Source organism: Endozoicomonas numazuensis (assembly GCF_000722635.1).
Taxonomy (GTDB): Bacteria; Pseudomonadota; Gammaproteobacteria; order Pseudomonadales; family Endozoicomonadaceae; genus Endozoicomonas_A; species Endozoicomonas_A numazuensis.
This window is the reverse complement of record NZ_JOKH01000005.1, coordinates 332,602-346,594: the sequence shown is the minus strand read 5'-3', so window position 1 is coordinate 346,594 and position 13,993 is coordinate 332,602. Positions and strand designations below refer to the sequence as shown.

Below are 13,993 nucleotides of genomic sequence, written 5' to 3'. Positions count from 1 at the left end.
ACAAGAACAATAAAAAATAAACCTATGTCGTTTAAATATGTGCGATCACTACTTGCTGTAATTTTATGTATGACAGCATCCACCGCTTTTTCCAATCGTTCAGTGGTTTGTGAAGATTACAATCCTTTACGAACCGCTTTTTTTGGTGATACCCATATTCACTCCCGATATTCCCTGGATGCCAGTACCCAGGATACTCGAACGACTCCGGAACAGGCTTATGAATTTGCACGTGGTAAAAAGCTGGGGGTTCAGCCCTGGGATGAGAACGGAAAAGCACTACGGTATCTGCAATTAAGCAGACCTCTGGATTTTGCCATGGTCAGTGATCATGCAGAACTTCTGGGTGAGGTGAGTGTCTGTAATAATCCTGACAGTGAACTCTATTCATCCTGGCAGTGCTGGATGCTGAGGGACTTTCCCCGTGGCGGCTATTTTCTTTTTAATCTGGTCGGTATGTCCGAAGGAAAACGACTGGGTTTCTGTGGTGAAAATGGTGAGCTATGTCGTAAGGCCGCCATAGGTCCATGGCAGCAAATACAAGCAGCTGCAGAAAGTGCAAATGACCGTTGCCAATTTACCTCGTTTATTGGCTATGAGTGGACAGGTGCTCCAGACAGTCAAAACATCCATCGCAATGTTATCTTCAAAAACAGTCAGGTGCCTGAGTTGCCAGTCAGTTATATCGACGGACCTTCCGCTGAACAGCTGTTTCAATCTCTTGAAGAAGAGTGTCGCTCGAATGAATCCGGTTGTGACGCCTTGACGATTCCCCATAATTCTAACCTGAGTAATGGTCTGATGTTCCCAACCGTAATAAAGGATGGAACACCGATCACATCAGAAGATGCAAAACTCAGGGCATCCTATGAAAAGCTTGTGGAAGTGATGCAGCATAAAGGCAGTTCCGAGTGTTACTTTAGTCAGGATGCTCCTTTGGGGAATGCTGACGAGCTTTGTAATTTTGAACAGCTTCCCTATAACCAGTTTTCCGGTAGAACGTTCAGTTTTATGAAAGAAGCTCCAAAGTCTAATGGAGGGTTTCTACGACAGGTTTTGGTTGAAGGCTTACAGCAGGAAAAAAAGCTGGGAGAAAACCCCTTTAAATTCGGCATGATTGCCAGTACCGATACTCATTTGGGGGCTCCAGGTGCTACAGATGAGGATAATTTTATTGGGCATGGCGGTGCGGGCAGTCCCAACAAAGATAAAGTAAAAGCAGGATTACCTGATGCTCTGGAATTTAACCCGGGTGGTTTGGCTGTTCTCTGGGCGGAAGAAAATACCCGGGAGTCATTGTTTGCTGCAATGCAACGCAGAGAAGCGTATGGCACCAGCGGGCCAAGAATTTCAGTTCGATTCTTTGGGGGGCATGATTACCCTGAAAACCTTTGTAAGAGCCATGACTTTATAAAGGAGGGGTACACAAGGGGCGTTCCTATGGGGGGAGACCTCACTATCAGTGAAAAAGCACCCTCTTTTGCTATTTCTGCACTGAAGGATCCGGGTACAAAAAATAGCCCTGGGACTTCGTTACAACGTGTTCAGGTTATTAAAGGCTGGATTGATAATAAAGGCCAGAGCCGGGAAAAAGTATTCGAGGTGGCAGGTAATCCTGACAATGGAGCCTCGGTTGATCTGAATACATGTGAAAGAAAGGGGGAGGGCTACGCCAGCCTTTGTACGGTATGGCAGGATCCGGAATTTAATCCTGAGCAGAGTGCATTTTACTATACACGGGTCATTGAGAACCCAAGCTGCCGCTGGAGCCAGTACATTTGCAGTGCCAGCAAAGTCGATTGCAGCAAGCCCGAAACAATTGATGAAGGTCTTGAAGGTTGTTGTTCCCCTGATCATCAGCCCATAATTCAGGAAAGAGCCTGGTCTTCCCCGATCTGGTATACCCCTTCTTAGAAGGTATTAAAGCAAAGTGAAATTCTGATCTATAGTGATAGAGCTCTGACGAAATGGAGCCCTATCGTTATGAATCTCTTTAAGAGCTTTTACTTTGCGCTTTTGGCTATCTTTTTCTTTTCCTGTCAATCTTTAAATGCTGATGTCTACACGAAAAGATCGTCAACGCCCTACAGCTACGACAATGGTCAAGTATATGGCCCTTGGCAGGGAGGAAAAGATCTGGGAGAAATCTCTTTTTCCTTGTCTGAACCTGTCATTGAGACAGCCCGATCTTCTTTTATAACAGGTCTGAAGCTTCTTCATGCCTTCGAATACCCTGAAGCCAGGGCTGCATTCAGAAATGCTCAACATCTTCAGCAAGATCATAATGGACAGGATTTTGTCATGGCCATCTGGGGAGAGCTCATGTGCAGCTACCAGATTCTTTGGTTTACGCGTGACTTTGATGCAGGAGACAGCACACTGGCCAGGCTGAATGAAGCAAAAAACAATGCTACAGAAACCTTCAGTACATCAGAGCGGATACTTATAACGGCAGCACAAAAATTATTCAGTAATGCTGATAACAGTCGCAGCAAGCCGCCTTTTGAGTCGGGCTCAAACGTTCAGCTGTTCTACCAGTATCTTGATCAGCAAGTTACAGATAATGACCAACTTGAGTCAGAAATTCTGGTTTTCAGGAGTCTTGCTCATTTAGCTACCCGGCAGAGCGTGAGGGATTATCCGCTGGAAATTTCAGTGATTAATGAAATGAGTGCTCTATTAGAGAGAACTGAGCTGGCGAACCATCCTGGTTTACATCATTACCTGACACATGCTTCTGAAAGTCCGCATCTGGCCAGAACAATGCCTGCTGCTCAAAAATCTGCTTTTTGGTTACAGTCATTGAATGAGTCTGGGAAGAACACCAGTTCTGTGCATTTATCTCATATGCCCACTCATTATTATTTTGCCAGAGGAGATTGGGTGAATGTCTATGCTATAAATCAGTCGGCTTGGAATAAGTCACTTCGGAGAGCAACAGATTTGAGATTGAGTGATTCATCACTCGCTTTTCATGAACATTTATGGCGTGTGTATGCTCTCTTGCAGGCAGGTCTTTATGATGAAGCCTGGAGTGATTCGAGTGATCTGTACCAGAGAATTTCAAATCTTCAGGCTAAATCAGGCACAACCGATGCAGATACTCGAGTTATGCGAACTTATTTGGCTTTCGAACAAACTTATCTGATGTTGGAACTACCCCAAGAGAGTGCTCATTTAAGGACGTTGAGCCAGCAAGCTACTTCGGATAATCAGATGTCTGGCTGGGGGAAAACCGCTTTTTATTTCATGAAGAGCTGGAATGCTTTAACTCAGCAGCAATATGCAGTTGCGGAAACTTTCAGAAATCAGCTACAGCAGTTGCTCACAGATACGAGTCTCCATCTTTCTCCTATGAACAGCGATGCCATACCTATTATGGTTGAACAGTTGAAAGCGGAAGAGCTGAGACACAAGCAAGATTTGAGTGGTGCGCTAAGAACAGTTTTGGCCGTTGAGTCTCAATACCTGAATATGCACTGGGATCATGGTGTTCCCTTGGTAGTGAAGCCATTACTCGAATATATTGGCGAGCTTTATATGGAGATGGGAAGGTCAGGAGTCACTTATCAACCGGTTCAAGCGAGTGGAACTGAGCCAACTGCAGCTGTCGTCATTATCTCTGAGGAATATAATCGTGCCGTTGACTATTTTCAGCGAGAGTTAACAGAGTTTTTTCCCAGGAGGAGAAAGTCTCTGCAAGGATTAAAAGAAGCGGCTATCCTGGCAAATAACCAACCTGTGTATCTGCTGGCGATGTCTCAACTGAGCTCATTAAATGAGGAACAAATCCATTATTTAATGCCTACTCCTTCAACTACTCCTACTTCTGATGCCGCAATGATTCAGTCTGGAACGTTATGGCAGATATTGCTTCTCAACTTTGTTGCATTGATGTTGTATTTGCCTATCTAAATCCAAGCATAAGAAATGCTAATTAACTCTGAATGAGTTCGCAGATTTGAAGTGAGTAATTAAGAGGGTAGATAAAAAAACGGCTGCCAGGGGCAGCCTAATACCTTGTCGCACACTGGTCAGCTTAGAAAAAGCTATCGAATTTTGTCTTGATAATGATGATGGGTCTCAATAGACAACATTCGATAGCACTTTCACTGCTTAGACGCTTTAAGCGTTTAGAGTTGACCTTTTTTCTGTTTTTAATAACAAATATATTTAATATTTTAAATTGTTGAGTCAATGATGACTCTAAATCTCTGTTGCACTTATCAAGCTTTCATTGTCGGAATTAGAAAGCAGTAAAGTGCATGGCGTTGTTGCTGATCTGATGATGGTGAGTCGATTATAGGGAGATGAATGTCTGCCTGGATAATCAATAAAACTACATACTCTTATAAGCTTACTTTATGGGTCAGCTGCATTAATATGAGCAAGAGCCCTGTCTATCAGCCTTTAAGTGGATTTATAAGAAGAAAGAAATGACAGAAAGGTATAACTGTTTTTGTTTTGAAACACACTATAAGCTGGGCTGAATTTATCGACATTAAAATGCTAATAATAAAAAAAGGGCTACTAATAAGTAGCCTAATACCTTGTCGCACACTATTTAGCCTGGAAAAAGCTATCGGATTTTGTCCTTCATGAGGTCGGGAGGGTGGACAAAACTCGGTAACTTTTTCAAGACGGTATTACTTTAGATGCTTATCAGCTTCTCGAAAAAAAGCTCCGAGACTATCGAGTGTTGATGTATGCTTCCTTTTTTGTTTGCAGCTTACAATTCTTTCAAGAACGGAAGTTTGTTTTTTAAGATCGACCCAATGTCTTACAGCTGGATCATCATATTCGCTGTGCATAGCCACTCCTGATCTAATGATCATCACATGAATCTTTTTGTGTACGGGTTTAAAAGATTCTTGCGATGGTTTGTTTTACTGGTCTGGTGATGGTGATTTCATTATATGGAGTCGCTTTACCCTCTGGATAATCAATAAATCAAGAGAGTCTTATAAGGAGGTCTTATGGGTCTTCGATAGCATGTTAACTAAAAGGGGTGAGCTTATTTCAGAACCTTGTCGGCTTCTTTGCAGAAATCCTCCAGGTTATCGAGAGATGAGGTGGTCTTCTTTACAATGTGCTTATAGCGAAGTACTTCCTTAAAGGCTGGGGTCATTTTCTTCAATTCCACCCAGGTCTTGATGCTTTGTTCGCTCATACTAACTCCTGATACTTAATGTTTTAACGAGATGGGAGGAGTATGAGAAATTAGCTTTATAATTAAAAATCAATTATCTATGCGAGAGATATAAGATTGGTTTATGTCTCTTGAGATTGGTTTCAATTGTCCTTAATTTATGCCACCTGAGGTCGTTCCGTCCTTTTTGAGTTGGCAATTGATATCGGAGCAGTAGATGCATATCACATTGAGACAGCTTGAAATCTTCAAGGCGGTCGCCCAGTCCGGTAGAGTCACTGCGGCGGCAGAATCCCTGTTTATTTCACAACCTGCTGCCAGTATGGCTCTTTCCGAGCTTGAAAAACATTTAGGACCTTTGTTTGATAGGCACGCTGGTGCCTCAATGACATTGAACGACTCTGGGCGAGCATTGCTGCCAATGGCTGCTGAGCTGATTGATCGAGCCCACGAGATTGAAACCCAGTTTATAGAAGATAGCTGCTACGAACAGGGAACTCTGAAGATTCATGCGAGTTCTACCATCGGTAACAACCTGATGCCCCGTATATTGGGGGATTTTTTCAGGGAGTTCCCCCATATCAGAGCTGAACTGGCTGTTGATAATACACGGAGCATCCAGCAAAGATTGCTGGCGATGGAGATTGACCTCGCCGTGGTAGAAGGCAGTTGTCTGCATCCGGATATTGAAGTGGTTCCTTGGCGTGAAGATGAGTTGGTGATTATCTGTCATCCTGACCATCCAATGGCCGGGAAGACAGTTGGTCTTCAAGCCCTTAAAGAAGAAGAGTGGATACTCAGGGAACCTGGTTCAGGTACACGAGAGTTGTTTGATGAAGTGTTGGCAACTCGTTTGTGTACACCCAACGTTATTATGAGTCTGAATCGGGCAGAAGCGGTCAAGCAGGCCGTTATGGAAGGGCTGGGTATTGGCTGTATTTCAAACCTGGCAGTGTGGCGAGCCAAAAAAGCGGGCCTGCTATCGACAATCGGTGTGGCAGATTTGACACTGAATCGCCATTTTTACCTGTTACTGAACAGGAAAAAATATCGAAGCGGAGTGATCAAGAAAGTCTCTGAATTTATTTTGGGCTGGGATGACAAACCTTTAAACAGTTAACTATTAGGTGTAATTGTTTAGAGGCCGCGTGATATTCGTATTCCGCAGTCGTATAAGCGCTACCCCTTAAGATATTAGTTGAACGTAGGTGCATGTCACTAGTATACTTGCGCGCGCCGGAGGGTGAAAAAAGTTCTAAGATTTTCAGCTGTGTGAAGTTTTGTCATCTGATGTTTCACCGTACTTCACACACCGCAAAGGCTGAAACCCCTGCTAGTTTCTGAGGGGGGGCGGATAAAGACTTATCAGGTCTGGAGAGAGTTTTCAGGCCAAGTACTGGAATCCATGTCTTTTGTAAGGACGTGGAAACAAAAAAGAGATGTAATGTTAAGATCTGGGAGTCGGGAGAAATACCCGCATTTGCAACAACCTCGTATGCATCGAGTTGTCGTTGCCCAGCTGTTGGCTACAGTATGTCTGTCGTTGCTTTTGTTACCTCTGAGTAAGTCTTACGCTATATCCGCTCTGTCAGGTGGTTTGGCATGCAGTATCCCCAATGCTTTTCTGGTCTGGAAAGCATTTCGTTATCGGGGAGCCAGTGCAGCACAGAAAATAGCCAGGTCTTTTTATCAGGGTGAAGCTGGGAAGTTTGCGTTAACAGTCCTGGCGTTCGTTCTGATTTTTACACTGATGCCGTCAATCGAACCTTTGGCGTTATTCGGTGCATTTGCTTTGATTCAGGCGGTAAACTGGCTGACCCCCTTGCTCATTAAGAGCTAAAGCTGGTTTGCTGACGAAGGATTTATACAATGATGATGGTGTACGGGAAAATTCATGGCGACTACTGCATCTGAGTACATAGGTCACCACCTGCAGAACCTTACATACGGTAAGCTGCCAGCAGGTTTTGAACGTGTCGATAATTACGGTAATGAGTTGGGTGTTCTGTCGGAAGACACCTGGACCTTTGCTAAAACCGCTGTTGAAGCTAAAGAAATGGGCTTCTGGGCGTTTCATGTAGACAGTTTGTTCTGGTCTGTTTTGCTGGGTGTAGTGTTCATCACTATTTTCCGCATGGTTGCCAAACGAGCATCTACAGGCATACCTGGTGGTATGCAGAATCTTGTTGAGATGGTTGTTGAGTTTGTCGAAGGTAGCGTGAAAGATACGTTCCACGGCAAGAATGATCTGATCGCCCCTCTGGCGTTGACTATCTTCTGTTGGGTCTTCTTTATGAACCTGATGGACCTTGTTCCTGTAGATTGGATTCCTGGTCTGGCGACAGCCGTGGGTATCCCATACATGAAGATCGTACCTAGTACGGATCCGAACATTACTCTGGGTCTGTCCCTGTCTGTCTTCATGTTGATAATTTTCTACTCCATCAAGGTGAAAGGCATTGGCGGATTCATCGGTGAGCTGACCCTGCATCCGTTTAACAGCCCTAACAAGATGATTCAGGCTGTCCTGATTCCAATCAACTTCCTGCTGGAATTTGTTACCCTTATTGCCAAGCCTATTTCTCTGGCTCTGCGTCTCTTCGGTAACATGTATGCAGGTGAACTGATCTTCATCCTGATCGCTCTGGTGGGCTATGCTCAGTTGCCATTGCACTTTGGTTGGGCCGTTTTCCACATTCTGGTAGTCACACTGCAGGCATTTATCTTTATGATGCTGACCATTGTTTACCTGAGTCTGGCTCACGAAGATCACTGATCGTTTGATGGCCGAAAGGCTATAGATGAAGGCTGAATTAAACGACAGCCTTCATCAAAAAAGCGTTTTACAAATTTGGGTTGCAGCGTTGTCGAAAGGAGAAACTGCAACCCGGATCAAAGCAAAACTTACTGATTTTATCTAAAAAAATCGACATAGGTCGGGAGGAAATATGGATCTGGTAGTTGGTCTGACCGCAGTTGCAGTAGCTCTACTGATTGGTTTTGGTGCACTGGGTACTGCTATTGGTTTTGGTCTGCTGGGCGGAAAGTTCCTGGAAGGTGCTGCTCGTCAGCCTGAAATGGTACCAATGCTGCAGGTTAAAATGTTCATCGTTGCTGGTCTGCTTGACGCTGTAACCATGATCGGCGTGGGTATCGCTCTGTTCTTCACCTTCGCTAACCCGTTCGTAGCCTTGGTGCAGTAAAGCTGCAGTTTAGTGCCCGGCTAGGTGTTGCAGTACGGCCGGTTACTTATTGAGTAGTGTTTTATAAGTAGCCAGAGTCGGAACAAAAGCCGAAGCAAAACCCGGTTCAGTAATCGCACTGATTATTCATAGTCGTATAAGACTGTACTGTCGGGTTTGAAACAAAACAACTGGAGCATTTGGAGTTCGCATGAATATCAATGCAACTATCATTGGTCAGACAATCGCTTTTGCTGTCTTTGTCTGGTTCTGCATGAAGTATGTATGGCCACCCATCATGCAGGCCCTTAATGACCGTAAGAAACAAATCGCTGACGGACTGGACGCTGCAGCTCGTGGTCAGAAAGAGCTGGAACTGGCTCAGGAAAAAGTTCTTGAAGAACTGCGTGAAGCCCGTGAAAAGGCGCAGGAAATCATTGAACTGGCTAACAAGCGTTCTGCACAGATCGTTGATGAAGCTAAAGAGCAGGCCCGCGAAGAAGCTGATCGCATTAAGGTTGCTGCACAGGCTGACATTGAGCAGGAAGCCAACAGAGCACGTGAAGTTCTGCGTACTCAGGTGGCAGCTCTTGCTGTAGCGGGTGCTGAGCGTATTTTGGGTGAAAACCTGGATGAGTCTGCTAACAGCCGTCTGGTTGATGACCTGGTTGCGGAACTCTAAAGGGGATAGACCATGGAATTAACCACATGTGCCCGTCCCTATGCCAAGGCCGCCTTTAAGTTAGCAAAAGAAAATGACCAGCTGTGTGAGTGGTCTCAGATGCTAACTTTATGTGCGAGCGTGTCCAGGCGTGAGGCTGTGGGCAGGATGTTGAAAGACCCGTCCACAACCGGGGACATGAAGGCAGACGCCTTTATCAAACTGTGCGAAGGCAGCCTTACGGTTGAAGTCGAGAATTACATTCGGATCCTTACGAATAAAAAACGCATTTTTCTGCTTCCCCAGATCGACGCGATCTTCGAGCAGATGAAGGCACAAGATCAGAGTTATCAGGATGTAGTCGTTACTTCGGCTTTCCCGCTGTCGGATGAACAGCAGGATAAGATCGCGAAGAAGGTTGAAAAACGTCTTGGTCGCTCAGTACGAATGCATACACAGGTAGATAACTACCTGATCGGTGGCGTCATCGTGAAAGCTGGAGACCTCGTTATCGACGGTAGTGTCCGCTCACGCTTGACTAAGCTTGCCGATGCGATGATTTCATAGTTACAAGGTTTGGCAGGTAAGCTATGCAACTGAATCCTTCCGAGGTCAGTGACATCATCAAGAGCCGCATAAAGCAGCTTGATGTGTCCAGTGAAGCCCGCAATGAGGGCTCCATCGTCAGTGTAACTGACGGTATTGTACGTATACACGGTCTTGCGGACGTTATGTACGGGGAAATGATAAAATTCCCCGGCGGTGTATATGGTATGGCGTTGAACCTGGAGCAAGACTCCGTCGGCGCTGTTGTATTAGGTGACTATGGGCAGTTGGCAGAAGGTCAGACTGTTCAATGTACCGGTCGAATTCTTGAAGTTCCTGTTGGCAGGCAGTTGCTGGGACGAGTTGTCGACGCGCTGGGTAACCCCATCGACGGCAAAGGTCCTGTTGAAGCTACCGAAACCTCCCCAATCGAAAAAGTAGCGCCAGGCGTTATCGCTCGTCAGTCTGTAGACGAGCCGATTCAAACAGGTTACAAGTCCGTCGACGCAATGGTTCCAGTTGGTCGTGGTCAGCGTGAGCTGATCATCGGTGACCGTCAGACCGGTAAAACCGCTCTGGCCATCGACGCGATCATCAACCAGAAAGGTACTGGCATCAAGTGTGTGTACGTAGCGATTGGTCAGAAGCAATCTTCTATTGCCAACGTAGTACGCAAGCTGGAAGAGCACGGCGCAATGGAACACACCATCATTGTTGCTGCGGGTGCTTCTGACCCAGCTGCAATGCAGTTCCTGGCACCGTTTGCTGGTTGCTCTATGGGCGAATACTTCCGCGATCTGGGTGAAGACGCCCTGATTGTTTACGATGATTTGACCAAACAGGCTTGGGCTTATCGTCAAATCTCCCTGCTGCTTCGTCGTCCACCAGGTCGTGAAGCTTACCCAGGGGACGTTTTCTACCTGCATTCCCGTCTGCTGGAGCGTGCTTCTCGTGTAAACGCTGAGCACATTGAAAAGCTGACGAATGGTGAAGTGAAAGGTCAGACCGGTTCTTTAACGGCTCTGCCAATCATCGAAACCCAGGCAGGTGACGTATCTGCATTCGTACCGACCAACGTAATTTCTATTACTGACGGTCAGATCTTCCTGGAAACCGATCTGTTCAATGCGGGTATTCGTCCTGCGATGAATGCCGGTATTTCTGTATCCCGTGTAGGTGGTGCAGCCCAGACCAAGATCATCAAGAAACTGGGCGGTGGTATCCGTCTGGCTCTGGCTCAGTATCGTGAGCTGCAAGCCTTTGCCCAGTTTGCTTCTGATCTGGATGAAGCTACCCGTAAGCAGCTTGAGCATGGTCAGCGTGTTACTGAACTGATGAAACAGAAACAGTACGCACCAATGTCCGTTGCCGAGATGGGTGTTGTCATCTATGCCGCTGAAAAAGGCTACCTGGAAGGCGTTGAGCTGAACAAGATCCTGGACTTTGAAGCTGCCCTGCTGAGCTTTGTTAACTCTGAATTCAGTGAGCTGATGGCTCGCATCAATGAATCTGGAGATTACAACGGTGAAATTGAAGAGGGTATCAAAGTGGCCATTGAAAAGTTCAAGGCCACCCAGTCCTGGTAACAGGCTCATGGTTGACGGCTGCCTGCCTCGGTAGCCGTCACCGGTAGCTGAGGAAACACAATGGCAGGCGCAAAAGAGATCCGGACGCAGATATCGTCCATTAAAGGTACGCAGAAGATCACCAGCGCCATGGAGATGGTGGCGGCGAGTAAAATGCGCAAAGCTCAGGAACGGAGAGAAACCAGCCGTCCTTATGCTGAACGTATTCGCCAGGTAGTGGGGCACGTTGCTCATGCCAATGCCGAGTACAAGCACACCTTCATGTCAGAACGTGAGGTGAAGCGAGTCGGTTTTATCATCGTTTCCACGGATCGGGGCCTCTGTGGAGGTCTGAACATCAACCTGTTCAAAAAAACCATTGAAAGCATGACTCAATGGAAAGATCAGGATGCTGAGATAGATCTTTGCCTGATCGGCAGCAAAGCAGTTGGATTTTTCCGTAGTTACGGCGGGAACGTCGTGGCAGCCACAACCCATATTGGTGACTCGCCTAACATTGCTGATCTGATCGGTGGTGTAAAGGTGATGCTGGACAAGTACGAAAACGGTGAAATTGACCGCTTGTACGTTGTTCATAACCGCTTCGTCAACACCATGACCCAGTCCCCTGAGGTATTGCAGTTGTTGCCTCTGGTTCCAGATGAAGATGAGTCACTGAAAAGACCCTGGGACTACATTTACGAACCTGACGCCAAGCAGTTGCTGGATGGCCTGTTGGTCAGGTATATCGAATCCCAGGTATTCCAGGCAGTAGTTGAGAATAACGCCTGTGAGCAAGCCGCGCGAATGATTGCAATGAAGAATGCAACCGATAACGCCGGCAACCTGATCGATGAGCTTCAGTTGGTATACAACAAGGCCCGTCAGGCAGCAATCACACAGGAACTGTCCGAAATCGTCAGTGGCGCTGCAGCGGTATGAATAGGGCGGCTGTATAAAAGATTAAAGGGTAGAGGAAAGGCTATGAGTAGCGGTCGTATCTTACAAATCATCGGCGCCGTCGTTGACGTCGAATTCCCCAGGGAGAGTGTTCCCAGAGTCTACGACGCTTTGAACGTCGAAGGCAAAGAACTGGTACTGGAAGTTCAGCAGCAGCTGGGTGACGGTATCGTTCGTACTATCGCCATGGGTTCCACTGAAGGTGTATCCCGTGGTCTGGCAGTTAGCAACACCAACGAGCCCATTCAGGTACCAGTAGGTACCAAGACTTTGGGTCGTATTATGGACGTTCTGGGTAACCCTATTGATGAAAAGGGTCCCATCGGTGAAGAAGAGCGTGCATCTATCCACCGTAAGCCACCTTCTTATGCTGAGCAGTCTGCTTCTAACGAGCTGCTGGAAACCGGCATCAAGGTAATCGATCTGGTTTGCCCCTTTGCAAAAGGTGGTAAGGTCGGTCTGTTTGGTGGTGCGGGTGTAGGTAAAACCGTAAACATGATGGAGCTGATCCGTAACATCGCGATCGAGCACTCCGGTTTTTCTGTGTTTGCGGGTGTAGGGGAGCGTACTCGTGAGGGTAACGACTTCTACCACGAGATGACCGATTCCAACGTAATCGACAAAGTATCTCTGGTTTACGGCCAAATGAATGAGCCACCAGGAAACCGTCTGCGTGTAGCGCTGACGGGTCTGACTATGGCTGAGCAGTTCCGTGACGAAGGTCGTGATGTACTGTTGTTCATCGACAACATCTATCGTTACACCCTGGCGGGTACTGAAGTATCTGCTCTGCTGGGTCGTATGCCATCTGCAGTAGGTTACCAGCCGACTCTGGCTGAAGAGATGGGCGTTCTGCAGGAGCGTATCACCTCCACCAAGAAAGGTTCCATCACTTCTATCCAGGCGGTATACGTACCAGCGGATGACTTGACTGACCCTTCTCCTGCAACCACGTTCTCTCACTTGGATGCTACCGTAGTACTGAGCCGTGATATCGCTTCCAAGGGTATTTACCCTGCGATTGACCCTCTGGACTCCACCTCTCGTCAGCTGGATCCACTGGTAATTGGTCAGGATCATTACGACGTAGCTCGTGGTGTGCAGACGGTATTGCAGCGTTACAAGGAATTGAAAGACATTATCGCGATTCTGGGTATGGACGAACTGTCTGAAACAGACAAGCAAACCGTAACTCGTGCGCGTAAGATCGAACGTTTCCTGTCTCAGCCGTTCTTCGTAGCGGAAGTATTCACCGGCGCGCCTGGTAAATACGTTTCCCTGAAAGACACCATCGGTGCCTTCAAGGGAATTCTGGCAGGTGAATACGATCACATGCCAGAGCAGGCGTTCTACATGGTAGGTGGCATCGATGAAGCCATCGAGAAAGCCAAGTCCATGTAATGCCCGGGGCGTTCTGCTTTATATAAAGCAGGGCGTCTCTCCTGAAAGGAGGTGACACAAATGGCGATCACAGTTCACTGTGATATCGTTAGCGCCGAGGAGGAGATTTTCTCCGGGCTGGTAGAAATGATTATTGCTACCGGCTCTCTGGGTGACCTGGGTATTGCACCTGGCCACGCGCCTCTGCTGACGGATCTGAATCCAGGCCCAATCCGCCTGATCACCCAAGGTGGTGAGGAAGAGGTGTTTTATATCTCGGGTGGATTTCTGGAAGTTCAGCCTAACCAGGTAAAGGTATTGGCTGACACGGCCCTGCGTGCAGACGATATGGATGAGCTAGCTGCTGAAGAAGCCAAGAAACTGGCTGAACAGGAACTGACCAACCAGAGCGGTGAGTTTGATTACTCCCGTGCAGCAACGCAGTTGGCGGAAGCCGCTGCCCAGTTGCGTACTCTGCAGGCTATTCGTAAGAAGCTTGGTAAATAAGCAACTTGCGTCTTATAAAAAAACCCGGATTATTCCGGGTTTT

The 13,993-nt window shown here is 46.9% G+C and carries 13 protein-coding genes; 12 read left to right on the top strand and 1 reads right to left on the bottom strand.

The window, feature by feature from the left end:
* Positions 1-69 precede the first annotated feature (69 nt).
* Together GZ78_RS20485 and GZ78_RS20480 are read left to right on the top strand one after the other, a co-directional pair.
* Complete coding sequence (locus tag GZ78_RS20485) at positions 70-1,914, top strand: DUF3604 domain-containing protein (RefSeq protein WP_161787445.1); 1,845 nt, start codon at positions 70-72, stop codon at positions 1,912-1,914.
* A gap of 69 nt (positions 1,915-1,983) precedes the next feature.
* Positions 1,984-3,915 carry a hypothetical protein gene (locus GZ78_RS20480; RefSeq protein ID WP_034840215.1) on the top strand — a complete coding sequence of 644 codons (1,932 nt, stop codon included), beginning with the start codon at positions 1,984-1,986 and terminating at the stop codon, positions 3,913-3,915.
* A 1,099-nt stretch (positions 3,916-5,014) separates the two neighbouring features.
* Here the strand turns inward: GZ78_RS20480 and GZ78_RS29605 are convergent.
* A complete protein-coding gene (locus GZ78_RS29605; RefSeq protein ID WP_161787444.1) occupies positions 5,015-5,170 on the bottom strand; it encodes a hypothetical protein in 156 nt (51 codons plus the stop codon).
* Positions 5,171-5,366: 196 nt separating this feature from the next.
* Between GZ78_RS29605 and GZ78_RS20475 the strand changes: the two genes are divergently transcribed.
* The 10 genes from GZ78_RS20475 (at position 5,367) to GZ78_RS20430 (ending at position 13,950) form a co-directional block, all read left to right on the top strand.
* Positions 5,367-6,269, top strand: coding sequence for a LysR substrate-binding domain-containing protein (locus tag GZ78_RS20475; RefSeq protein ID WP_034840214.1), 903 nt, complete (start codon positions 5,367-5,369; stop codon positions 6,267-6,269).
* A 324-nt stretch (positions 6,270-6,593) separates the two neighbouring features.
* Entirely contained in the window at positions 6,594-6,989 is a 396-nt protein-coding gene (locus GZ78_RS20470; protein WP_051786410.1) for an ATP synthase subunit I, read from the top strand.
* A 54-nt stretch (positions 6,990-7,043) separates the two neighbouring features.
* Complete coding sequence (gene atpB, locus GZ78_RS20465; RefSeq protein WP_034840210.1) at positions 7,044-7,925, top strand: F0F1 ATP synthase subunit A; 882 nt, start codon at positions 7,044-7,046, stop codon at positions 7,923-7,925.
* Positions 7,926-8,097: 172 nt separating this feature from the next.
* Positions 8,098-8,352: a F0F1 ATP synthase subunit C gene (gene atpE / locus GZ78_RS20460; RefSeq protein ID WP_034840208.1), complete on the top strand. Its 255-nt coding sequence runs from the start codon at positions 8,098-8,100 to the stop codon at positions 8,350-8,352.
* Positions 8,353-8,542: 190 nt separating this feature from the next.
* On the top strand, positions 8,543-9,013 hold the full coding sequence (locus tag GZ78_RS20455; protein WP_034840206.1) for a F0F1 ATP synthase subunit B: 471 nt from the start codon (positions 8,543-8,545) through the stop codon (positions 9,011-9,013).
* 12 nt (positions 9,014-9,025) lie between these two features.
* Positions 9,026-9,559: a F0F1 ATP synthase subunit delta gene (locus GZ78_RS20450; RefSeq protein WP_034840204.1), complete on the top strand. Its 534-nt coding sequence runs from the start codon at positions 9,026-9,028 to the stop codon at positions 9,557-9,559.
* Positions 9,560-9,582: 23 nt separating this feature from the next.
* A complete protein-coding gene (atpA, locus tag GZ78_RS20445) occupies positions 9,583-11,124 on the top strand; it encodes a F0F1 ATP synthase subunit alpha (protein WP_034840203.1) in 1,542 nt (513 codons plus the stop codon).
* A gap of 60 nt (positions 11,125-11,184) precedes the next feature.
* The gene (gene atpG / locus GZ78_RS20440; RefSeq protein WP_034840202.1) at positions 11,185-12,045 is read left to right on the top strand and encodes a F0F1 ATP synthase subunit gamma; all 861 of its coding nucleotides are present in this window, start codon (positions 11,185-11,187) and stop codon (positions 12,043-12,045) included.
* A 42-nt stretch (positions 12,046-12,087) separates the two neighbouring features.
* Entirely contained in the window at positions 12,088-13,464 is a 1,377-nt protein-coding gene (gene atpD, locus GZ78_RS20435) for a F0F1 ATP synthase subunit beta (RefSeq protein ID WP_034840201.1), read from the top strand.
* A gap of 60 nt (positions 13,465-13,524) precedes the next feature.
* Complete coding sequence (locus tag GZ78_RS20430; protein ID WP_034840200.1) at positions 13,525-13,950, top strand: F0F1 ATP synthase subunit epsilon; 426 nt, start codon at positions 13,525-13,527, stop codon at positions 13,948-13,950.
* The last annotated feature ends 43 nt before the right edge of the window (positions 13,951-13,993 follow it).

Bases quoted from the DNA above. Each gene is read 5' to 3' on its own strand.
- atpD (WP_034840201.1), top strand. From the start codon at position 12,088: ATGAGTAGCGGTCGTATCTTACAAATCATCGGCGCCGTCGTTGACGTC.
- atpB (WP_034840210.1), top strand. From the start codon at position 7,044: ATGGCGACTACTGCATCTGAGTACATAGGTCACCACCTGCAGAACCTT.
- GZ78_RS29605 (WP_161787444.1), bottom strand. From the start codon at position 5,170: ATGAGCGAACAAAGCATCAAGACCTGGGTGGAATTGAAGAAAATGACC.
- atpG (WP_034840202.1), top strand. From the start codon at position 11,185: ATGGCAGGCGCAAAAGAGATCCGGACGCAGATATCGTCCATTAAAGGT.
- GZ78_RS20450 (WP_034840204.1), top strand. From the start codon at position 9,026: ATGGAATTAACCACATGTGCCCGTCCCTATGCCAAGGCCGCCTTTAAG.
- atpA (WP_034840203.1), top strand. From the start codon at position 9,583: ATGCAACTGAATCCTTCCGAGGTCAGTGACATCATCAAGAGCCGCATA.
- GZ78_RS20430 (WP_034840200.1), top strand. From the start codon at position 13,525: ATGGCGATCACAGTTCACTGTGATATCGTTAGCGCCGAGGAGGAGATT.
- GZ78_RS20480 (WP_034840215.1), top strand. From the start codon at position 1,984: ATGAATCTCTTTAAGAGCTTTTACTTTGCGCTTTTGGCTATCTTTTTC.
- GZ78_RS20455 (WP_034840206.1), top strand. From the start codon at position 8,543: ATGAATATCAATGCAACTATCATTGGTCAGACAATCGCTTTTGCTGTC.
- GZ78_RS20470 (WP_051786410.1), top strand. From the start codon at position 6,594: ATGTTAAGATCTGGGAGTCGGGAGAAATACCCGCATTTGCAACAACCT.
- GZ78_RS20475 (WP_034840214.1), top strand. From the start codon at position 5,367: ATGCATATCACATTGAGACAGCTTGAAATCTTCAAGGCGGTCGCCCAG.
- atpE (WP_034840208.1), top strand. From the start codon at position 8,098: ATGGATCTGGTAGTTGGTCTGACCGCAGTTGCAGTAGCTCTACTGATT.
- GZ78_RS20485 (WP_161787445.1), top strand. From the start codon at position 70: ATGACAGCATCCACCGCTTTTTCCAATCGTTCAGTGGTTTGTGAAGAT.